14 protein-coding genes are annotated in these 13,757 nt (G+C 71.2%); 6 read left to right on the top strand and 8 right to left on the bottom strand.

Annotation, left to right across the window (positions count from 1 at the left end):
• Positions 1-63 precede the first annotated feature (63 nt).
• The 6 genes from ACIRJT_RS34735 to ACIRJT_RS34710 form a co-directional block, all read right to left on the bottom strand.
• Positions 64-150, bottom strand: a complete 87-nt coding sequence (locus tag ACIRJT_RS34735) for a putative leader peptide (RefSeq protein WP_311605579.1) — start codon at positions 148-150, stop codon at positions 64-66.
• A gap of 61 nt (positions 151-211) precedes the next feature.
• Positions 212-1,915 (bottom strand): FAD-dependent monooxygenase, encoded by a 1,704-nt coding sequence (locus ACIRJT_RS34730; protein WP_403917435.1) that lies wholly within the window; start codon positions 1,913-1,915, stop codon positions 212-214.
• Between the two features lie 176 nt (positions 1,916-2,091).
• Positions 2,092-3,033 carry an amino acid ABC transporter permease gene (locus tag ACIRJT_RS34725; RefSeq protein ID WP_403917433.1) on the bottom strand — a complete coding sequence of 314 codons (942 nt, stop codon included), beginning with the start codon at positions 3,031-3,033 and terminating at the stop codon, positions 2,092-2,094.
• Positions 3,030-3,677 (bottom strand): amino acid ABC transporter permease, encoded by a 648-nt coding sequence (locus tag ACIRJT_RS34720; RefSeq protein ID WP_097870537.1) that lies wholly within the window; start codon positions 3,675-3,677, stop codon positions 3,030-3,032. The genes ACIRJT_RS34725 and ACIRJT_RS34720 overlap by 4 nt, the downstream gene beginning before the upstream one ends.
• Before the next feature lie 189 nt (positions 3,678-3,866).
• Complete coding sequence (locus ACIRJT_RS34715) at positions 3,867-4,790, bottom strand: glutamate ABC transporter substrate-binding protein (protein ID WP_403917431.1); 924 nt, start codon at positions 4,788-4,790, stop codon at positions 3,867-3,869.
• Positions 4,791-4,822: 32 nt separating this feature from the next.
• Positions 4,823-5,608: an amino acid ABC transporter ATP-binding protein gene (locus tag ACIRJT_RS34710; protein ID WP_003965810.1), complete on the bottom strand. Its 786-nt coding sequence runs from the start codon at positions 5,606-5,608 to the stop codon at positions 4,823-4,825.
• A gap of 397 nt (positions 5,609-6,005) precedes the next feature.
• Between ACIRJT_RS34710 and ACIRJT_RS34705 the strand changes: the two genes are divergently transcribed.
• Together ACIRJT_RS34705 and ACIRJT_RS34700 are read left to right on the top strand one after the other, a co-directional pair.
• Positions 6,006-6,698 carry a response regulator transcription factor gene (locus ACIRJT_RS34705; protein ID WP_403917429.1) on the top strand — a complete coding sequence of 231 codons (693 nt, stop codon included), beginning with the start codon at positions 6,006-6,008 and terminating at the stop codon, positions 6,696-6,698.
• 19 nt (positions 6,699-6,717) lie between these two features.
• Complete coding sequence (locus ACIRJT_RS34700; RefSeq protein ID WP_403917426.1) at positions 6,718-8,112, top strand: sensor histidine kinase; 1,395 nt, start codon at positions 6,718-6,720, stop codon at positions 8,110-8,112.
• A gap of 47 nt (positions 8,113-8,159) precedes the next feature.
• Here the strand turns inward: ACIRJT_RS34700 and ACIRJT_RS34695 are convergent, their stop codons facing one another.
• Positions 8,160-9,161 (bottom strand): TAXI family TRAP transporter solute-binding subunit, encoded by a 1,002-nt coding sequence (locus tag ACIRJT_RS34695; protein ID WP_403917423.1) that lies wholly within the window; start codon positions 9,159-9,161, stop codon positions 8,160-8,162.
• 134 nt (positions 9,162-9,295) lie between these two features.
• Here ACIRJT_RS34695 and miaB point away from each other — a divergent pair, with 134 nt between their 5' ends.
• Together miaB and ACIRJT_RS34685 are read left to right on the top strand one after the other, a co-directional pair.
• Entirely contained in the window at positions 9,296-10,816 is a 1,521-nt protein-coding gene (gene miaB, locus ACIRJT_RS34690; protein WP_403917420.1) for a tRNA (N6-isopentenyl adenosine(37)-C2)-methylthiotransferase MiaB, read from the top strand.
• Between the two features lie 82 nt (positions 10,817-10,898).
• A complete protein-coding gene (locus tag ACIRJT_RS34685) occupies positions 10,899-11,618 on the top strand; it encodes a class III extradiol dioxygenase subunit B-like domain-containing protein (protein ID WP_403917417.1) in 720 nt (239 codons plus the stop codon).
• A gap of 63 nt (positions 11,619-11,681) precedes the next feature.
• Here the strand turns inward: ACIRJT_RS34685 and ACIRJT_RS34680 are convergent, their stop codons facing one another.
• A complete protein-coding gene (locus ACIRJT_RS34680; protein ID WP_403917414.1) occupies positions 11,682-12,047 on the bottom strand; it encodes an antitoxin in 366 nt (121 codons plus the stop codon).
• Between the two features lie 212 nt (positions 12,048-12,259).
• On the opposite strand from ACIRJT_RS34680, the gene miaA reads away from it, so the two are divergent.
• Together miaA and ACIRJT_RS34670 are read left to right on the top strand one after the other, a co-directional pair.
• Positions 12,260-13,198: a tRNA (adenosine(37)-N6)-dimethylallyltransferase MiaA gene (gene miaA, locus ACIRJT_RS34675; protein ID WP_403917411.1), complete on the top strand. Its 939-nt coding sequence runs from the start codon at positions 12,260-12,262 to the stop codon at positions 13,196-13,198.
• Positions 13,199-13,304: 106 nt separating this feature from the next.
• Positions 13,305-13,757: a hypothetical protein gene (locus ACIRJT_RS34670; protein WP_403917502.1), complete on the top strand. Its 453-nt coding sequence runs from the start codon at positions 13,305-13,307 to the stop codon at positions 13,755-13,757.

The raw sequence follows: 13,757 nt of genomic DNA, 5'->3' as shown, positions 1-13,757 counted from the left end.
GAGTTCGCGCGGGGTTCCGGCCGTGCGGAAGGAAAGCGGCACGCACCGGCAGAGAGAGGCGATTCAGCAGGACGGGCGACACACGCAGCCCGCGTAACGGACGAGGTCCATATGGACCCTCCGCCACAGGCGCACATCGGTGTCGGTCATGATCTGGAGTACACCACGCGCGCCCGTGACGGTCAATCGATCACGTACGACGGCCGATCGGTCAAGGGAGCCCGGCGGCCCCGTCGGCGTGGACCCGGGCCCGGGGCGGCTGCTCCTGCGCGGCATCCCGTTCGTCCCCGGTGTCACCCGGTTCCACGGGCTCCTGCGCTTCGCGGGGCGCACCGCCCAGAGCGGCCCGTGCCGCGGTGAACAGCTCCGCGGGCCGAACGCCGCCGAAGGCCGCCACCAGGTGCCCGTCCGGCCTGACCAGCAGGACGGTATGGGCCGATGCTCCCGGGTAGCTCTCGGTGACCAGCAGTTCCGTGGACCCGGGCAGCGCCGCCACGGCGTCCGTGAGGCGGGGCATGACGCCCGCGGTCTGCCAGTGCCGACGGTCCCAGACACCCGTCCCCGGCGCGACCAGGACCACCAGCGGACGGCCCTGCCCGACCCGCTCCCGCAGCCGCGCCGTCGTCCCGTCCGGCGCCGTCACCATCACGTCGGTGACCGGCGCACCGGGGGGCGTACCGACGACGATGTGCGCCTCGGCGTGCGGCGGTGCAAGGGGGGAGTGCGAGTACGAAGGGGGCGCACCCAGGGCTCCACAGCCGAGATGGCCGTCGGAGAGCAGGGTGTCGTGGCCGCGTGCGGCACCCGGGACCAGGGTCCGCAGGCCGCCTCCGCCGCGCAGTATCGGCAGCGACTGGTCGGCGGCGCGCAGCCGTGCGGCCACCGCCGCCCGACGCTCCGCCTGGTAGCTGTCGAGGAGGTGCTCGGCCGGGCCGTGGTGCCAGGCGTGGGCCAGCTTCCAGGCCAGGTTCTCGGCGTCCCGGATCCCCTCGTCCAGTCCCTGCGTGCCCACGGCGCCCAGCAGGTGCGCCGCGTCCCCCGCCAGGAAGGCACGCTGCTTGCGCCAGCGCCGGGCGAGCCGGTGGTGGAGCGTGTGAACGCCGGTGTCCAGCAGTTCGTACGCCGGGGTCTCGCCGCACCAGCCGGCCAGGGTGTCCCGGATACGGGTGATCAGAGCTTCGGGGGTGACCAGTTCGCCACGCGGCGGCAGCAGCCAGTCCAGCCGCCAGACGCCGTCCGGCAGCGGCCGGGCGGAGACCTCGGCGCCCCCGGTCCGCCAGGGCGGCTGCCGGTGCAGGACCGCCTCGTCGGGCCAGGGCAGCTCGGCCCGGAGCGCGGCGACGGCATGCCGCTCCACCGCCGTACGGCCGGGGAACCGGATGTCCAGCAGCTTGCGCACGGTCGACCGGGCGCCGTCGCAGCCGACCAGATAACTCCCGCGCCACCAGGTCGAGCCCGGCTCCCTCGTGTGCACCGTGATGCCGTCGGGGTCCTGCTCCAGCGTGTCGATCCGGCTCAGCGGCACCCGCTGGACCAGCGGCGCCTTGTCCACCGCCGCCCGCAGCGCGCCGCTCAGCGCATGCTGCGGAACATGGAGCGGCGCGGGAAGGAGTCCCGTGAGCGGGACCTCGTCCTCGTCCCTCCGGCCTCCGCTCAGCGGCACGTTCCGGACCAGTTGCTTGCGGCGCATCGAACGCCACCCGGACCAGCGCAGCCCGACCCGGTCCAGCTCCGGGCAGCCGAGTCGTCCCATCAGGTCGGCGGTGTCCTCGCGCAGCACGACCGTGCGGGCGGGACGGGGCTCCTCCGCGCCGGGGCCCTCGTCGAGAACGATCGAGGGGACGCCCTGGGCGGCGAGGGCCAGCGACAGCGTCAGGCCGACGGGCCCGGCGCCGACGACGATCACCGGGTCCACGGCTCGTACCCTCCGACCCGTACGGTCATGCGGAACGTGGCAAAGGAAGCCGGGTGCGTGATCACAGAACGTATGCAACCCACTGGTGGTGCTTGCGTCAAGTGACCGAGGCAGCGACGCGTGCGCCGCTGCCTCGAATGCTCCTGCTCGTCAGGGCCGGGAAGGGCCCGGGGCGGTCAGTCCTTCGTCACACCGGTCCCACCGGCACCGTCGGCCGTCGGGCCTGCGCCCCCTGCGCCCCCCGCGTCCGGGCCGGGAACGGCCTCCACCGCGGGGATGCCGGCGGCCGGGGCGCCGGGTGCCACCTTGATGCCGGTCTTGGCGCGACGGCCGCGCTTCTCGATCCACGTCGCCAGCGCCGAGAGCAGCAGGCACATCGCGATGTAGAGCGTGCCGATGACGACGATCGTCGAGACGTACGGGTACTGGCCGTTCACCTGCGTGTTGGAGGCGATCAGACGCGCGGTCTGGAGCAGCTCCGGGTACAGGATGATGAAGCCGAGCGAGGTGTCCTTGAGGGTCACCACGAGCTGACCGATGATGGTCGGCAGCATCGACCGGACGGCCTGCGGCATCAGGACGCTGACCATGACCTGCGTCTTGCTCATGCCGAGCGCGTACGCCGCCTCGCTCTGGCCCTTGGGCACCGAGTTGATGCCGGCCCGCAGCACCTCGGCCTGGACGCAGCCGTTGTAGACGGACAGACCCGCGGCCAGCGCCCACATCGAGTAGTCGGTGAGGAAGCCGACCCAGATGGCGTAGATGGTGATCAGCAGCGGCAGCGAGCGGAACAGCTCGATGAAGGTGGTCGCCGCCCAGCGGACCGGCTTGTGGTCGGAGAGCCGGCCCACCACCAGGACCACGCCGAGGACCAGCGAGCCGACCGCGGCGAGACCGAACGCCTTGAGCGTGGCGAGCAGGGCGTCGGCGATGTTCTGCCGGATGCCCGCGTAGTTGAAGATGTCCCACATCGCGGGGGCGAGGTGCCCCTTGTCGGCGAGCCGCACGATGCTGATCGCGATCAGCGCCGCGATGGCGAGGCTGCCGACGACCGCGTAGATCCGGTTGCGGACGACGGCCTTGGGACCCGGGGCGTCGTAGAGAACGCTGGCGCTCATCGGGCGACCTCCATGCGACGCTCCAGCAGCCGGAAGAGGCCGCTGATGGTAAACGTGACGATCAGGTAGCCGATGGCCACCCAGATGAAGACGGGGACGATGTCGTAGCCCCGGTCACTCATCAGCTTCTGCCAGCCGAACAGCTCGGCGACGCTGAAGGCACCGGCGATCGCGGAGTTCTTCGTCAACGCGATGAAGATGCTGCTCAGCGGTGGGATCACGGTCCGGGTCGCCTGGGGGAGCACCACGATCTGCAGGGTCTGGGCGAACGTCATGCCGATGGAGCGCGCGGCCTCGGCCTGCCCCAGCGGCACGGTGTTGATGCCCGAGCGGACCGCCTCGCACACGAACGAGGAGGTGTAGAAGCCGAGCGCCAGCGAGCCGAGCACGAACGGGCTCATCCCCGGGAAGAGGATCTCGGGCACGACGAAGAAGAAGATCAGGAAGAGCAGCGTCAGCGGGGTGTTGCGCATCAGCGTCACCCAGGCGGTGCCGAAGTACCGCAGCGGCGGCACCGGCGAGACCCGGAATCCGGCGATGAGCACACCGAGGACCAGGGCGATAACCGAGCTGACGGCGGTGATCGACACGGTTCCTATGAAGCCGTCGCGGAACTCTGGGAAATTGTCGAGCAGTACGTTCATGAGGTCTCCGCGTCGGCGGTCAGCGGCATCAGGGCAGGGGAAGGGGCGCCCCGTACGCCAGCGGTCCCCGGGGAGACCGGGACGGCGGTGGCGTACGGGACGCCTGGGTCACTCGCGGTGCGTCGTGACGGATGACGGGGTGCCGGCTCTCGACGGCGGGCCGGAGCCCGCGTCCGGGAGCCGACGGCGTCAGTAGCGCTCGATGGCCGGCGGCTCGACGTAGTCCGAGCCGGACAGACCGAGCGTGGCCTCGTAGATCTTCTTGTACGTGCCGTCCTTGACGCGCTCCTCCAGCGACTTGCTGATGGCCTCGCGCAGCTCCTTGTCGTCCTTGTTCAGGCCGATGCCGTAGGGCTCGTCGGTGAACGGGTCGCCGACGACCTTGAGCTTGCCGGAGTTGGCGGCCGCGTAGCCCTTGAGGATCGAGTCGTCCGTGGTGACGGCGTCGACCTGCTTGGTCAGCAGCTGCTGCACGCAGTCGGAGTACTTGGCCAGCTCGACGACGCTCGCGCCGTACTCCGGCTTCTTGATCTCCTGGAGCGGCGTGGAGCCGACGATCGAGCAGACCTTCTTGCCCTTCACCGCGTCCTTGCCGGTGATCGCCTTCTCGTCCTCGCGCACCAGGAGGTCCGCGCCGGCCTTGTAGTACGGCCCGGCGAAGCCGACCTGCTTCTTGCGCTCGTCGTTGATCGTGTACGTGCCGACGTAGTAGTCGACCTGGCCCTTGGAGATGGCCGTCTCACGCACGCCGGAGTCGACGGTCTTCCACTCGATCTGCTTGTCCGAGAAGCCGAGGTCGGCCGCGACCATCTTGGCGATCTCGATGTCGAAGCCCGAGCGCTCCTTCGTCGACTGGTCCTCGAAGCCGAGGTACGGCTGGTCGGCCTTGGCGCCGATGACCAGCTTGCCGCGCTCCTTGGCCTTCTTGAAGACCGGGGAGTCCAGGGCGACGTCCTTGGCCGCGGTGTACGTGGGCAGTGCGGGGGCCTCGGAGGAACCGGGCTTCGTGCCGCCCGGCTTGTCACCGGCGGAGCCCTCCTTGCCGCCGCAGGCGGTCGCGGTCAGGGCGAGGACGGCGATGGCCGCGACGGCGGCGGACTGACGGAGCTTCATGTGAACAATCCTTAGGTCGTGGGTCGTTGTCGTCAGTGGTGAAGGATCTTCGACAGGAAGTCCTTGGCCCGGTCGCTGCGCGGGTTGCTGAAGAACTGGTCCGGGGTCGCCTCCTCGACGATCTTCCCGTCGGCCATGAACACGACGCGGTTGGCGGCGGAACGGGCGAAGCCCATCTCGTGGGTGACGACGATCATCGTCATCCCGTCCCGGGCCAGCTGCTGCATGACCTCCAGGACCTCGTTGATCATCTCCGGGTCGAGCGCCGACGTGGGCTCGTCGAAGAGCATGACCTTCGGGTCCATGGCCAACGCCCGTGCGATCGCGACGCGTTGCTGCTGGCCACCGGAGAGCTGCGCCGGGTACTTGTCGGCCTGTACGCCGACGCCCACCCGGTCGAGCAGGGTCCGGGCCTTCTCCTCCGCAGCCTTCTTGTCGGCCTTGCGGACCTTGACCTGGCCCAGCATGACGTTCTCCAGCACCGTCTTGTGTGCGAAGAGATTGAACGACTGGAAGACCATGCCCACGTCGGCACGCAGCCTGGCCAACTCCTTGCCCTCCTGGGGCAGGGGCTTGCCGTCGATCGAGATCGCTCCCGAATCGACCGTCTCCAAGCGGTTGATCGTGCGGCACAGCGTGGACTTGCCGGACCCGGAAGGCCCGATGACGACCACGACCTCGCCACGGGCGATGGTCAGGTCGATGTCCTGGAGCACATGCAGCGCGCCGAAGTGCTTGTTGACGTTGCTCAGTACGACCAGGTCGTTCGCCGCGGGCGCGGCACCCTCGGCGTCCTTGGTCACTGAAACTCCGCTCATCGGCTTCTTGCTCCGTCCTCCTCGGTTGAACAAGGACAGTAATGACGCAGTGCTACCAACGTCATTACATCTGAGCGGAAATTGAGCATAACGATCCGGCGGCAACCGGACACTCCGCGTGAACGGGACGCCACGCGCCGCCCCGGGGGCGTACCGGGTGCATAACGGAAACCCTGCTGTAACCGGCAGGCTCTTGACTGGTGTGCCCTTCATCGGCGTGGATGCCTTGAGCGAGGAACACGTGAAACACCGCAGAACGGGAAGTCCCATCGGGTCTCTCGGGGGATCTCGCAGGTGAAGCGCGGGTTAATGTCGCTCTCTACCTGGTGACGCCGTGCGACCGTGACGCGAACGGAAGCGACGACCCGAACGAGCCCGAGACACGGAGAGGAGGGCCATGAGACTGCTGCTCGTCGAGGACGACGACCATGTCGCGGCGGCCCTGTCCGCCGTGCTCGCCCGGCACGGATTCCAGGTCGTGCACGCCCGCAACGGCGAGGAGGCCCTGCGCGCGCTGCTGCCCGCCGAGAAGGAGCCCTTCGGGGTGATCCTCCTCGACCTCGGCCTGCCCGACCAGGACGGCTACGAGGTGTGCGGGAAGATCCGCAAACGCACCGCGACCCCCGTGATCATGGTCACCGCCCGCGCCGACGTGCGCTCACGCATCCACGGACTCAACCTCGGCGCCGACGACTACGTCACCAAGCCGTACGACACCGGCGAGCTGCTCGCCCGTATCCACGCGGTCGCCCGGCGCACCTCCAGCGGCGAGGACACCGGGCCGACCCCCGTCGCGGCCCTGCGGCTCGGACCGGTCACCATCGAGCTGCCGACCCGCCGGGTCAGCGTCAACGGCGCCGAAGTCCAGCTCACCCGCAAGGAGTTCGACCTGCTTGCCCTCCTCGCCCAGCGCCCCGGCGTCGTCTTCCGCCGCGAGCAGATCATCAGCGAGGTCTGGCGCACCAGCTGGGAGGGGACCGGGCGCACCCTGGAGGTCCACGTCGCCTCCCTGCGCTCCAAGCTGCGGCTGCCCGCCCTGATCGAGACCGTGCGGGGCGTCGGCTACCGGCTCGTCGCGCCGTCCGCGTAACGGGCGGGTACGTCTCCCGGTGCGCTCCCGCCTGCTACCGCTGCTTATCGTGCTGATGGCCGCCGTCCTGCTCACCCTCGGCTTCCCGCTCGCGATCAGCGTGGCCGCCGCCGAACAGCAGCGGCTGGTGATCGACCGGATCGACGACACCGCACGGTTCGCCGCCCTGGGGCAGTCCATCACCGACACCTCCCCGGACAGCGAGGAGCGCCGCCGCACCCTCCAGACCGACCTGCAGCTCTACGCCTCGGTGTACGACATCCGCGCCGGCGTCTTCTTCCGGGACGACCGGGCCCTGGCCAAGGCCCCCGGCTACTGGACCCTGCCCGTCGAGGGGGAGGGGCGCACGGCCTTCAACGAGGCGTTGCTGGGTCGCCGCTCGCACGACCCCCCGCAGGTCTGGCCCTGGCGCGACGGCCGCGTCGTCGTCGCCTCGCCCGTCGTGCGCGACGGCGACGTGGTCGCCGTGGTCGTGCTCGACTCGCCCACCGGTGAGATGCGGTCCCGGATCCTGCGGACGTGGCTGTTCATCGGCCTCGGCGAGGCGCTGGCGCTGCTGGTGGCGGTCGGCGCGGCGGTACGGCTCACCGGCTGGGTCCTGCTGCCGGTACGGACCCTGGACGCGGCCACCCGCGACATCGCCGGCGGCCGTATGCGCTCCCGGGTCGCCGCCTCCGCCGGGCCGCCGGAGCTCAGACACCTGGCTCGTTCCTTCAACGAGATGGCGGACAACGTCGAGGACGTGCTGGAGCAGCAGCGCGCCTTCGTCGCCGACGCCTCGCACCAGCTGCGCAACCCGCTCGCCGCCCTGCTGCTGCGCATCGAGCTCCTCGCCCTGGAGCTGCCCGAGGACAGCGAGGAGATCGCTGCCGTGCGTACCGAGGGCAAGCGGCTGGCCCGGGTCCTCGACGACCTCCTGGACCTCGCGCTGGCCGAACACGTCGAGGCGGACCTCCAGCTGATCGACATCGTCCCGCTCACCGCCGAGCGCATCGCGTCCTGGCGTCCGATGGCGGAGCGGGAGGGCGTGAACCTGACCCTGGGCGGGGCCCCGGCGGCCACCGCCTGGGCCGACCCCGTCGCGCTCTCCAGCGCCCTGGACGCGGTGGTCGACAACGCCCTGAAGTTCACCCCCGCCGGAGAGGACGTCACCGTCACCGTCACCGCCGGAGCGCTCGCGGTGACCGTCGTGGTCGCCGACCGGGGCCCCGGCCTCACCGAGGCGGAGCTGGAGCGCGTCGGGGACCGCTTCTGGCGCAGTACCCGCCACCAGAACGTCAGCGGGTCGGGCCTGGGCCTCTCCATCTCCCGGGTGCTGCTCGCGGCGGGCGGCGGCTCGATCGCGTACGAGCACCACGAGCCGCACGGCCTGCGGGTGACCGTCTCGATCCCCCGCGACCTGCCGGGGAGCTGAAGGGGAGCCGCAGGGAGGCGCCGTCGGGCTTCAGGAGCGGCGGGCCCTCACGGTTTCACCGAGCGGTAGTAGTCCTTGGCCCCGTCGTGCACGTCCAGCGGATCCGTGTAGATCGCCGTCCGCAGATCCACCAACTGCGCCGCGTGGACCTCGCGGCCGATCCGGTCCCGGCTGTTGATCACCGTCCGGGTGAAGGCCTCGGTCATGGCCGCGTCCGTACGGTCGGTCGTGACGAGCAGGTTGGCGACGGCGACGGTGGGCACCGCCTGACCCTGCTGGGCCTCCGGATAGACGTCGGCGGGCATCATGGCGGACCGGTAGAAGCGGGTGGGGCCGGTCGCCGCCTGGAGCTCCGCGACCAGGTCGGCCTCCAGCGGCACCAACCGGATGTCGAAGCGCTGCGACAGCTCCTGCACGGCCGCGGTCGGCAGCCCGCCCGACCAGAAGAACGCGTCGAGCCGGCCCTGGGTCAGCCGTACGGGCATCGTGTCGATGCCCACCGGCACCGGTGTGATGTCGTCGGCCGGATCGAGCCCCGCCGCCGCCAGCAACCGGTCCGCGACCAGTCGTACCCCGGAGCCCTCCTGGCCGACGCCGACCCGCTTGCCCCGCAGGTCGGAGACCTTCCGGACGTCGGAGCCCCGGGGGACGACCAGCTGGACGTAGTCGTCGTACAGCCGGACGCAGCCGCGCAGCCGCTGGGCCCCCGGCCTGCCGTCGCGCAGGTAGGTGGCCACGGCGTCGGCGGTGGCGATGGTGAAGTCCGCGTCGCCCGTCGCCACCCGCGCCAGGTTCTGCTGCGACCCCTCGCTGGTCCGCAGCCGTATGGACACCTCCGGCATGTCCTTGGCGAGCGCGCCCTCCAGTCGCTCCCCGTACCGCTGGTAGACGCCGCTGGGCACTCCGGTGGAGAACGTGAGCGACCCGCTCGGGTCCCCGTCGTTCCCCTCGGGCTGCAACCACCACGCGAGCAGCCCGAGCACGACCGCGAGGACGACGCCCGTCTGCAGGGTGCGCCGGCGGCCGAATCGGGACAGAGCGTGGAACATGCGCGCGATCCTGCCAGCTCACCCGCCTCCCTGACCAGGCTTCCTCATGAGGCCCCGCCCACAGTGGACGGGAGCGGGCGTGGCCGGGGAAGGGGACGGGAGGGGGCCGCCCGGCAACCGCCTACCCTTGTCCCATGAGCAGCGGCAACCGGAGCGAAGCAGTGGACGTCCAGAAGAGCTACGAGGTGCGCACCTACGGGTGCCAGATGAACGTCCACGACTCCGAACGGCTGTCGGGTCTCCTGGAGGGCGCCGGATACGTCCGGGCCCCCGAAGGTTCCGACGGCGACGCCGACGTCGTCGTCTTCAACACCTGCGCGGTGCGGGAGAACGCCGACAACAAGCTGTACGGGAACCTCGGCCGCCTCGCGCCCATGAAGACCAAGCGCCCCGGGATGCAGATCGCCGTCGGCGGATGTCTCGCGCAGAAGGACCGCGACACCATCGTCAAGAGGGCCCCCTGGGTCGACGTCGTCTTCGGCACCCACAACATCGGCAAGCTGCCGGTCCTCCTGGAGCGCGCCCGCATCCAGGAGGAGGCGCAGATCGAGATCGCCGAGTCCCTGGAGGCCTTCCCCTCCACGCTCCCCACCCGCCGCGAGTCCGCCTACGCCGCGTGGGTCTCCATCTCCGTCGGCTGCAACAACACCTGCACCTTCTGCATCGTCCCGGCTCTGCGCGGCAAGGAGAAGGACCGCCGTACCGGCGACATCCTGGCCGAGATCGAGGCCCTGGTCGCCGAGGGCGTCTCCGAGATCACCCTCCTCGGCCAGAACGTGAACGCGTACGGCTCCGACATCGGCGACCGCGAGGCCTTCTCCAAGCTGCTGCGCGCCTGCGGCGCCATAGAGGGCCTGGAGCGCGTCCGCTTCACCTCGCCGCACCCCCGCGACTTCACCGACGACGTCATCGCCGCCATGGCCGAGACGCCCAACGTGATGCCGCAGCTGCACATGCCGATGCAGTCCGGATCGGACAGCATCCTGAAGGCGATGCGCCGCTCCTACCGCCAGGAGCGCTTCCTGGGAATCATCGAGAAGGTGCGCGCCGCGATGCCGGACGCCGCCATCTCCACCGACATCATCGTGGGCTTCCCCGGCGAGACCGAGGAGGACTTCGAGCAGACGATGCACGCCGTGCGCGAGGCCCGTTTCGCCAACGCGTTCACCTTCCAGTACTCCAAGCGCCCCGGGACGCCCGCCGCCGACATGGACGGCCAGATCCCCAAGGAGGTCGTCCAGGAGCGGTACATGCGACTGTCCGCCCTCCAGGAGCAGATCTCCTGGGACGAGAACAAGAAGCAGGTCGGCCGCACCCTGGACGTCATGGTCGCGGAGGGCGAGGGCCGCAAGGACGGAGCCACCCGGCGCCTCTCGGGCCGCGCCCCCGACAACCGCCTGGTCCACTTCACTCAGCCCGAGAAGCCTGTGCGCCCCGGCGACGTGGTGACCGTCGAGATCACCTACGCCGCCCCGCACCACCTGCTCGCCGAGGGCACGCCGCTCGCCGTACGGTCCACCCGCGCGGGCGACGCCTGGGAGAAGCGCACGACCGAGGCGACCGCCAAGCCCGGCGGGGTGATGCTCGGTCTCCCCGGCATCGGCGCCCCGGACCCGCTCCCGGCCGCCGCGGCTCCGGCCTGCGGCATCGGCTGACGGCATTCGCCCGGCAGACGGCCCCGGGGGCCCGCACGAGGCTGACCGGCCGGGCCCCCTGCCGGCAAGTACGCTGACCGGCATGCTTGTCGCCGCCGCCGTGTGCCCCTGTCCGCCGCTCCTGGTGCCCGAGGTCGCCGCCGGGGCCGCCCCCGAGCTCGACGCCGCGCGTGACGCGTGCCTCGACGCCGTGGGCGTGCTCGCCGCCTCGCGCCCGGACCTGCTCGTCGTCGTGGGGCCGGGCGACGACCGGTCCGCCGGGCCCCACCCGGCGGGGGCGCACGGGTCCTTCCACGGCGTCGGCGTGGATCTCGACGTGACGCTCGGCGACGCACCGCCGGACGCCGCCACCCCGGACCGGCCGCTGCCGCAGTCCCTCACGGTGGGCGCCTGGCTGCTGGGCCGGGCCCGCTGGGCGGGCGCTCCCGTCGACGGGCTCGCCGTGGCGGAGAGCGCGGCCGCCCGGGAGTGCGCGTCGGCGGGGCACTCCCTCGCCCGGCGAGCCGAGCGGGTCGCGCTCCTGGTGATGGGCGACGGCAGCGCCTGCCGCACCCTCAAGGCTCCCGGCTACCTCGACGAGCGGGCCGCCGCCTTCGACGCCCGTGCCACCGAGGCGCTCGGCTCCGCGGACCTCGACGCCCTCGCGGCGCTCGACGCGGCGCTCGCCCGTGAACTCAAGGCGGCCGGACGTGCCCCCTGGCAGCTGCTCGCCGGCGCCGCGCGGGACGCCGGGCTCGCCGGCCGGCTGCTGTACGAGGACGCCCCGTACGGCGTGGGCTACACCGTCGCCGCCTGGTCCTGAACGGACCGGCGGCGGGTACGGAGCACTCGGCCCCGTACCCGCCGCCGGTCCGCGGTCACCGCGTCAGGAAGCGGGCGGCGGGGGAGGGGGAGTGTTTCCGGGCGTACCGGGCGTACCTCCCGGAGTACCGGGGGCACCGGGCGTACCTCCATGAGTACCGGGGGCGCCGGGCGTACCTCCATGAGTACCGGGAGTACCGGGAGTACCGGGGGTGCCCCCGTCCTTGTGCCCCAGCTTGTCCACGGCCTCCTTGGCCTTGCGCGTACCCGAATCGATCTTGTCGCTGTACTTGCCCTTGGTCTTCTGGTCGACCGTGCGCGCGGCCTTGTCGAGGCCCTGCTCGATCTTGCCCCCGTGCTGCTGCGCGAGGTCGCCGACCTTGTCCTTGGCCGGCCCCAGCTTGGCCTTCAGGTTGTCCAGGAACCCCATTGGGTCACCTTCCGTGCAGTGAGGACTGTTGAGGACTGCTCGCGGGAACGTTCTCCCGCCCCCATTGTCCGTCACCTGTCCGTTCCTGCCGTTTTTACTCGCCTTACTACGGTTCCCCGGCAGCATTCCCGACGTCGTTCTCCGCGCGCGGCCGCGTCGCCTCGAATACCTGGCGTGTTCGAGAGGCCCCGGATATTTGGGAGACTGTCCGGGTGACCCCTCCCGCTTCCGCCCCCCGCGTCATCACCGTCGTAGGCCCCACCGCAGCCGGAAAGTCGGATCTGGGGGTCTTTCTCGCCCAGCGGCTCGGCGGCGAGGTGATCAACGCCGATTCCATGCAGCTCTACCGGGGCATGGACATCGGCACCGCGAAGCTGACGCTCCCCGAGCGCGACGGTGTGCCGCACCGACTGCTGGACATCTGGGACGTCACCGAGACCGCCAGCGTCGCCGAGTACCAGCGTCTGGCCCGCCTGGAGATCGACCGGCTGCTCGCCGAGGGACGCACCCCGATCCTCGTCGGCGGCTCCGGGCTGTACGTGAAGGGCGCCATCGACGCCCTGGAGTTCCCCGGTACGGACCCGGAGGTGCGAGCCCGTCTCGAGTCGGAGTTGGCCGAGCGCGGCCCGGGCGTCCTGCACGAACGCCTCGCCGCCGCCGACCCGGGCGCCGCCCGCTCCATCCTGGCGAGCAACGGCCGCCGCATCGTCCGCGCCCTCGAAGTCATCGAGATCACCGGCAAACCCTTCACCGCCAACCTCCCCGGCGACGAGCCGGTCTACGACGCCGTGCAGATCGGCGTCGACGTGGACCGCCCCGAACTGGACGAGCGCATCGCCCTGCGCGTCGACCGGATGTGGGAGGCGGGCCTCGTGGACGAGGTGCGCGCCCTGGAGGAGTCCGGGCTGCGCGAGGGCCTCACGGCCTCGCGGGCGCTCGGCTACCAGCAGATCCTCGCGGTGCTCGCGGGCGAGTGCACCGAGGACGACGCGCGGGCCGGGACCGTGCGCGCCACCAAGCGTTTCGCCCGCCGTCAGGACTCGTGGTTCCGCCGTGACGCGCGTGTCGTGTGGCTCGGCGGCGGACACCGTGACCGGGGGGAACTGCCGCACCGGGCGCTGACGTTGGTCGAACGGGCGGTCACAGCCTGATCACGTGATGGCATCGGGACGCTCCGCCCGTCAATTCGGCACCCGCGATCGTGCCATCATCGAGCATCGATCATCAGTGGAGTCCGAGTTGGGAGGGCGCGTGGCGATGGAGGCCGGCCCTCGCGACACGGAGCAGCGCGACACCGAGCACGACATGCCGTCACCGCGGGAGACCGCGGGACGGCTGAGTCCTGACGGGCCCGACGAGCAGGACGTGACCCCCGAGGTCGAGGTCGAGCTGCGGCCCACCCGCAAGCTGCGGATCTGGCAGCTCGCGCCCATCGTCGTGCTGGCCGCGGTCGGCTCGCTGATGTTCGCCTTCCCTCTCGCCTTCGAGTTCGGTGACGGTGGTGCCATCGTCGCCATGCTGGGGCTCCTGATCAGCTGCTGCGCGGCAGGCTGGGGAATGATGGCCGCCCGGCGCGTCGGACACACCTGGCCGGGTCTGCCCTCCCGCGGCTCCGGCGAGCGCCCCGACTGGCGGGTGATCGCGCTGTACGTGGCGACCGGCGCCGCCCTGGTCGCCCTCGCCGTCTGGCGCGTGGCCCGGCTGCGCTGA

The sequence above is a fragment of the Streptomyces sp. NPDC102283 genome, from assembly GCF_044766265.1.
In the GTDB taxonomy this organism is placed as follows: domain Bacteria; phylum Actinomycetota; class Actinomycetes; order Streptomycetales; family Streptomycetaceae; genus Streptomyces.
The sequence above is the reverse complement of the archived record's forward strand: the minus strand, read 5'-3'. Positions and strand labels throughout refer to the sequence as shown.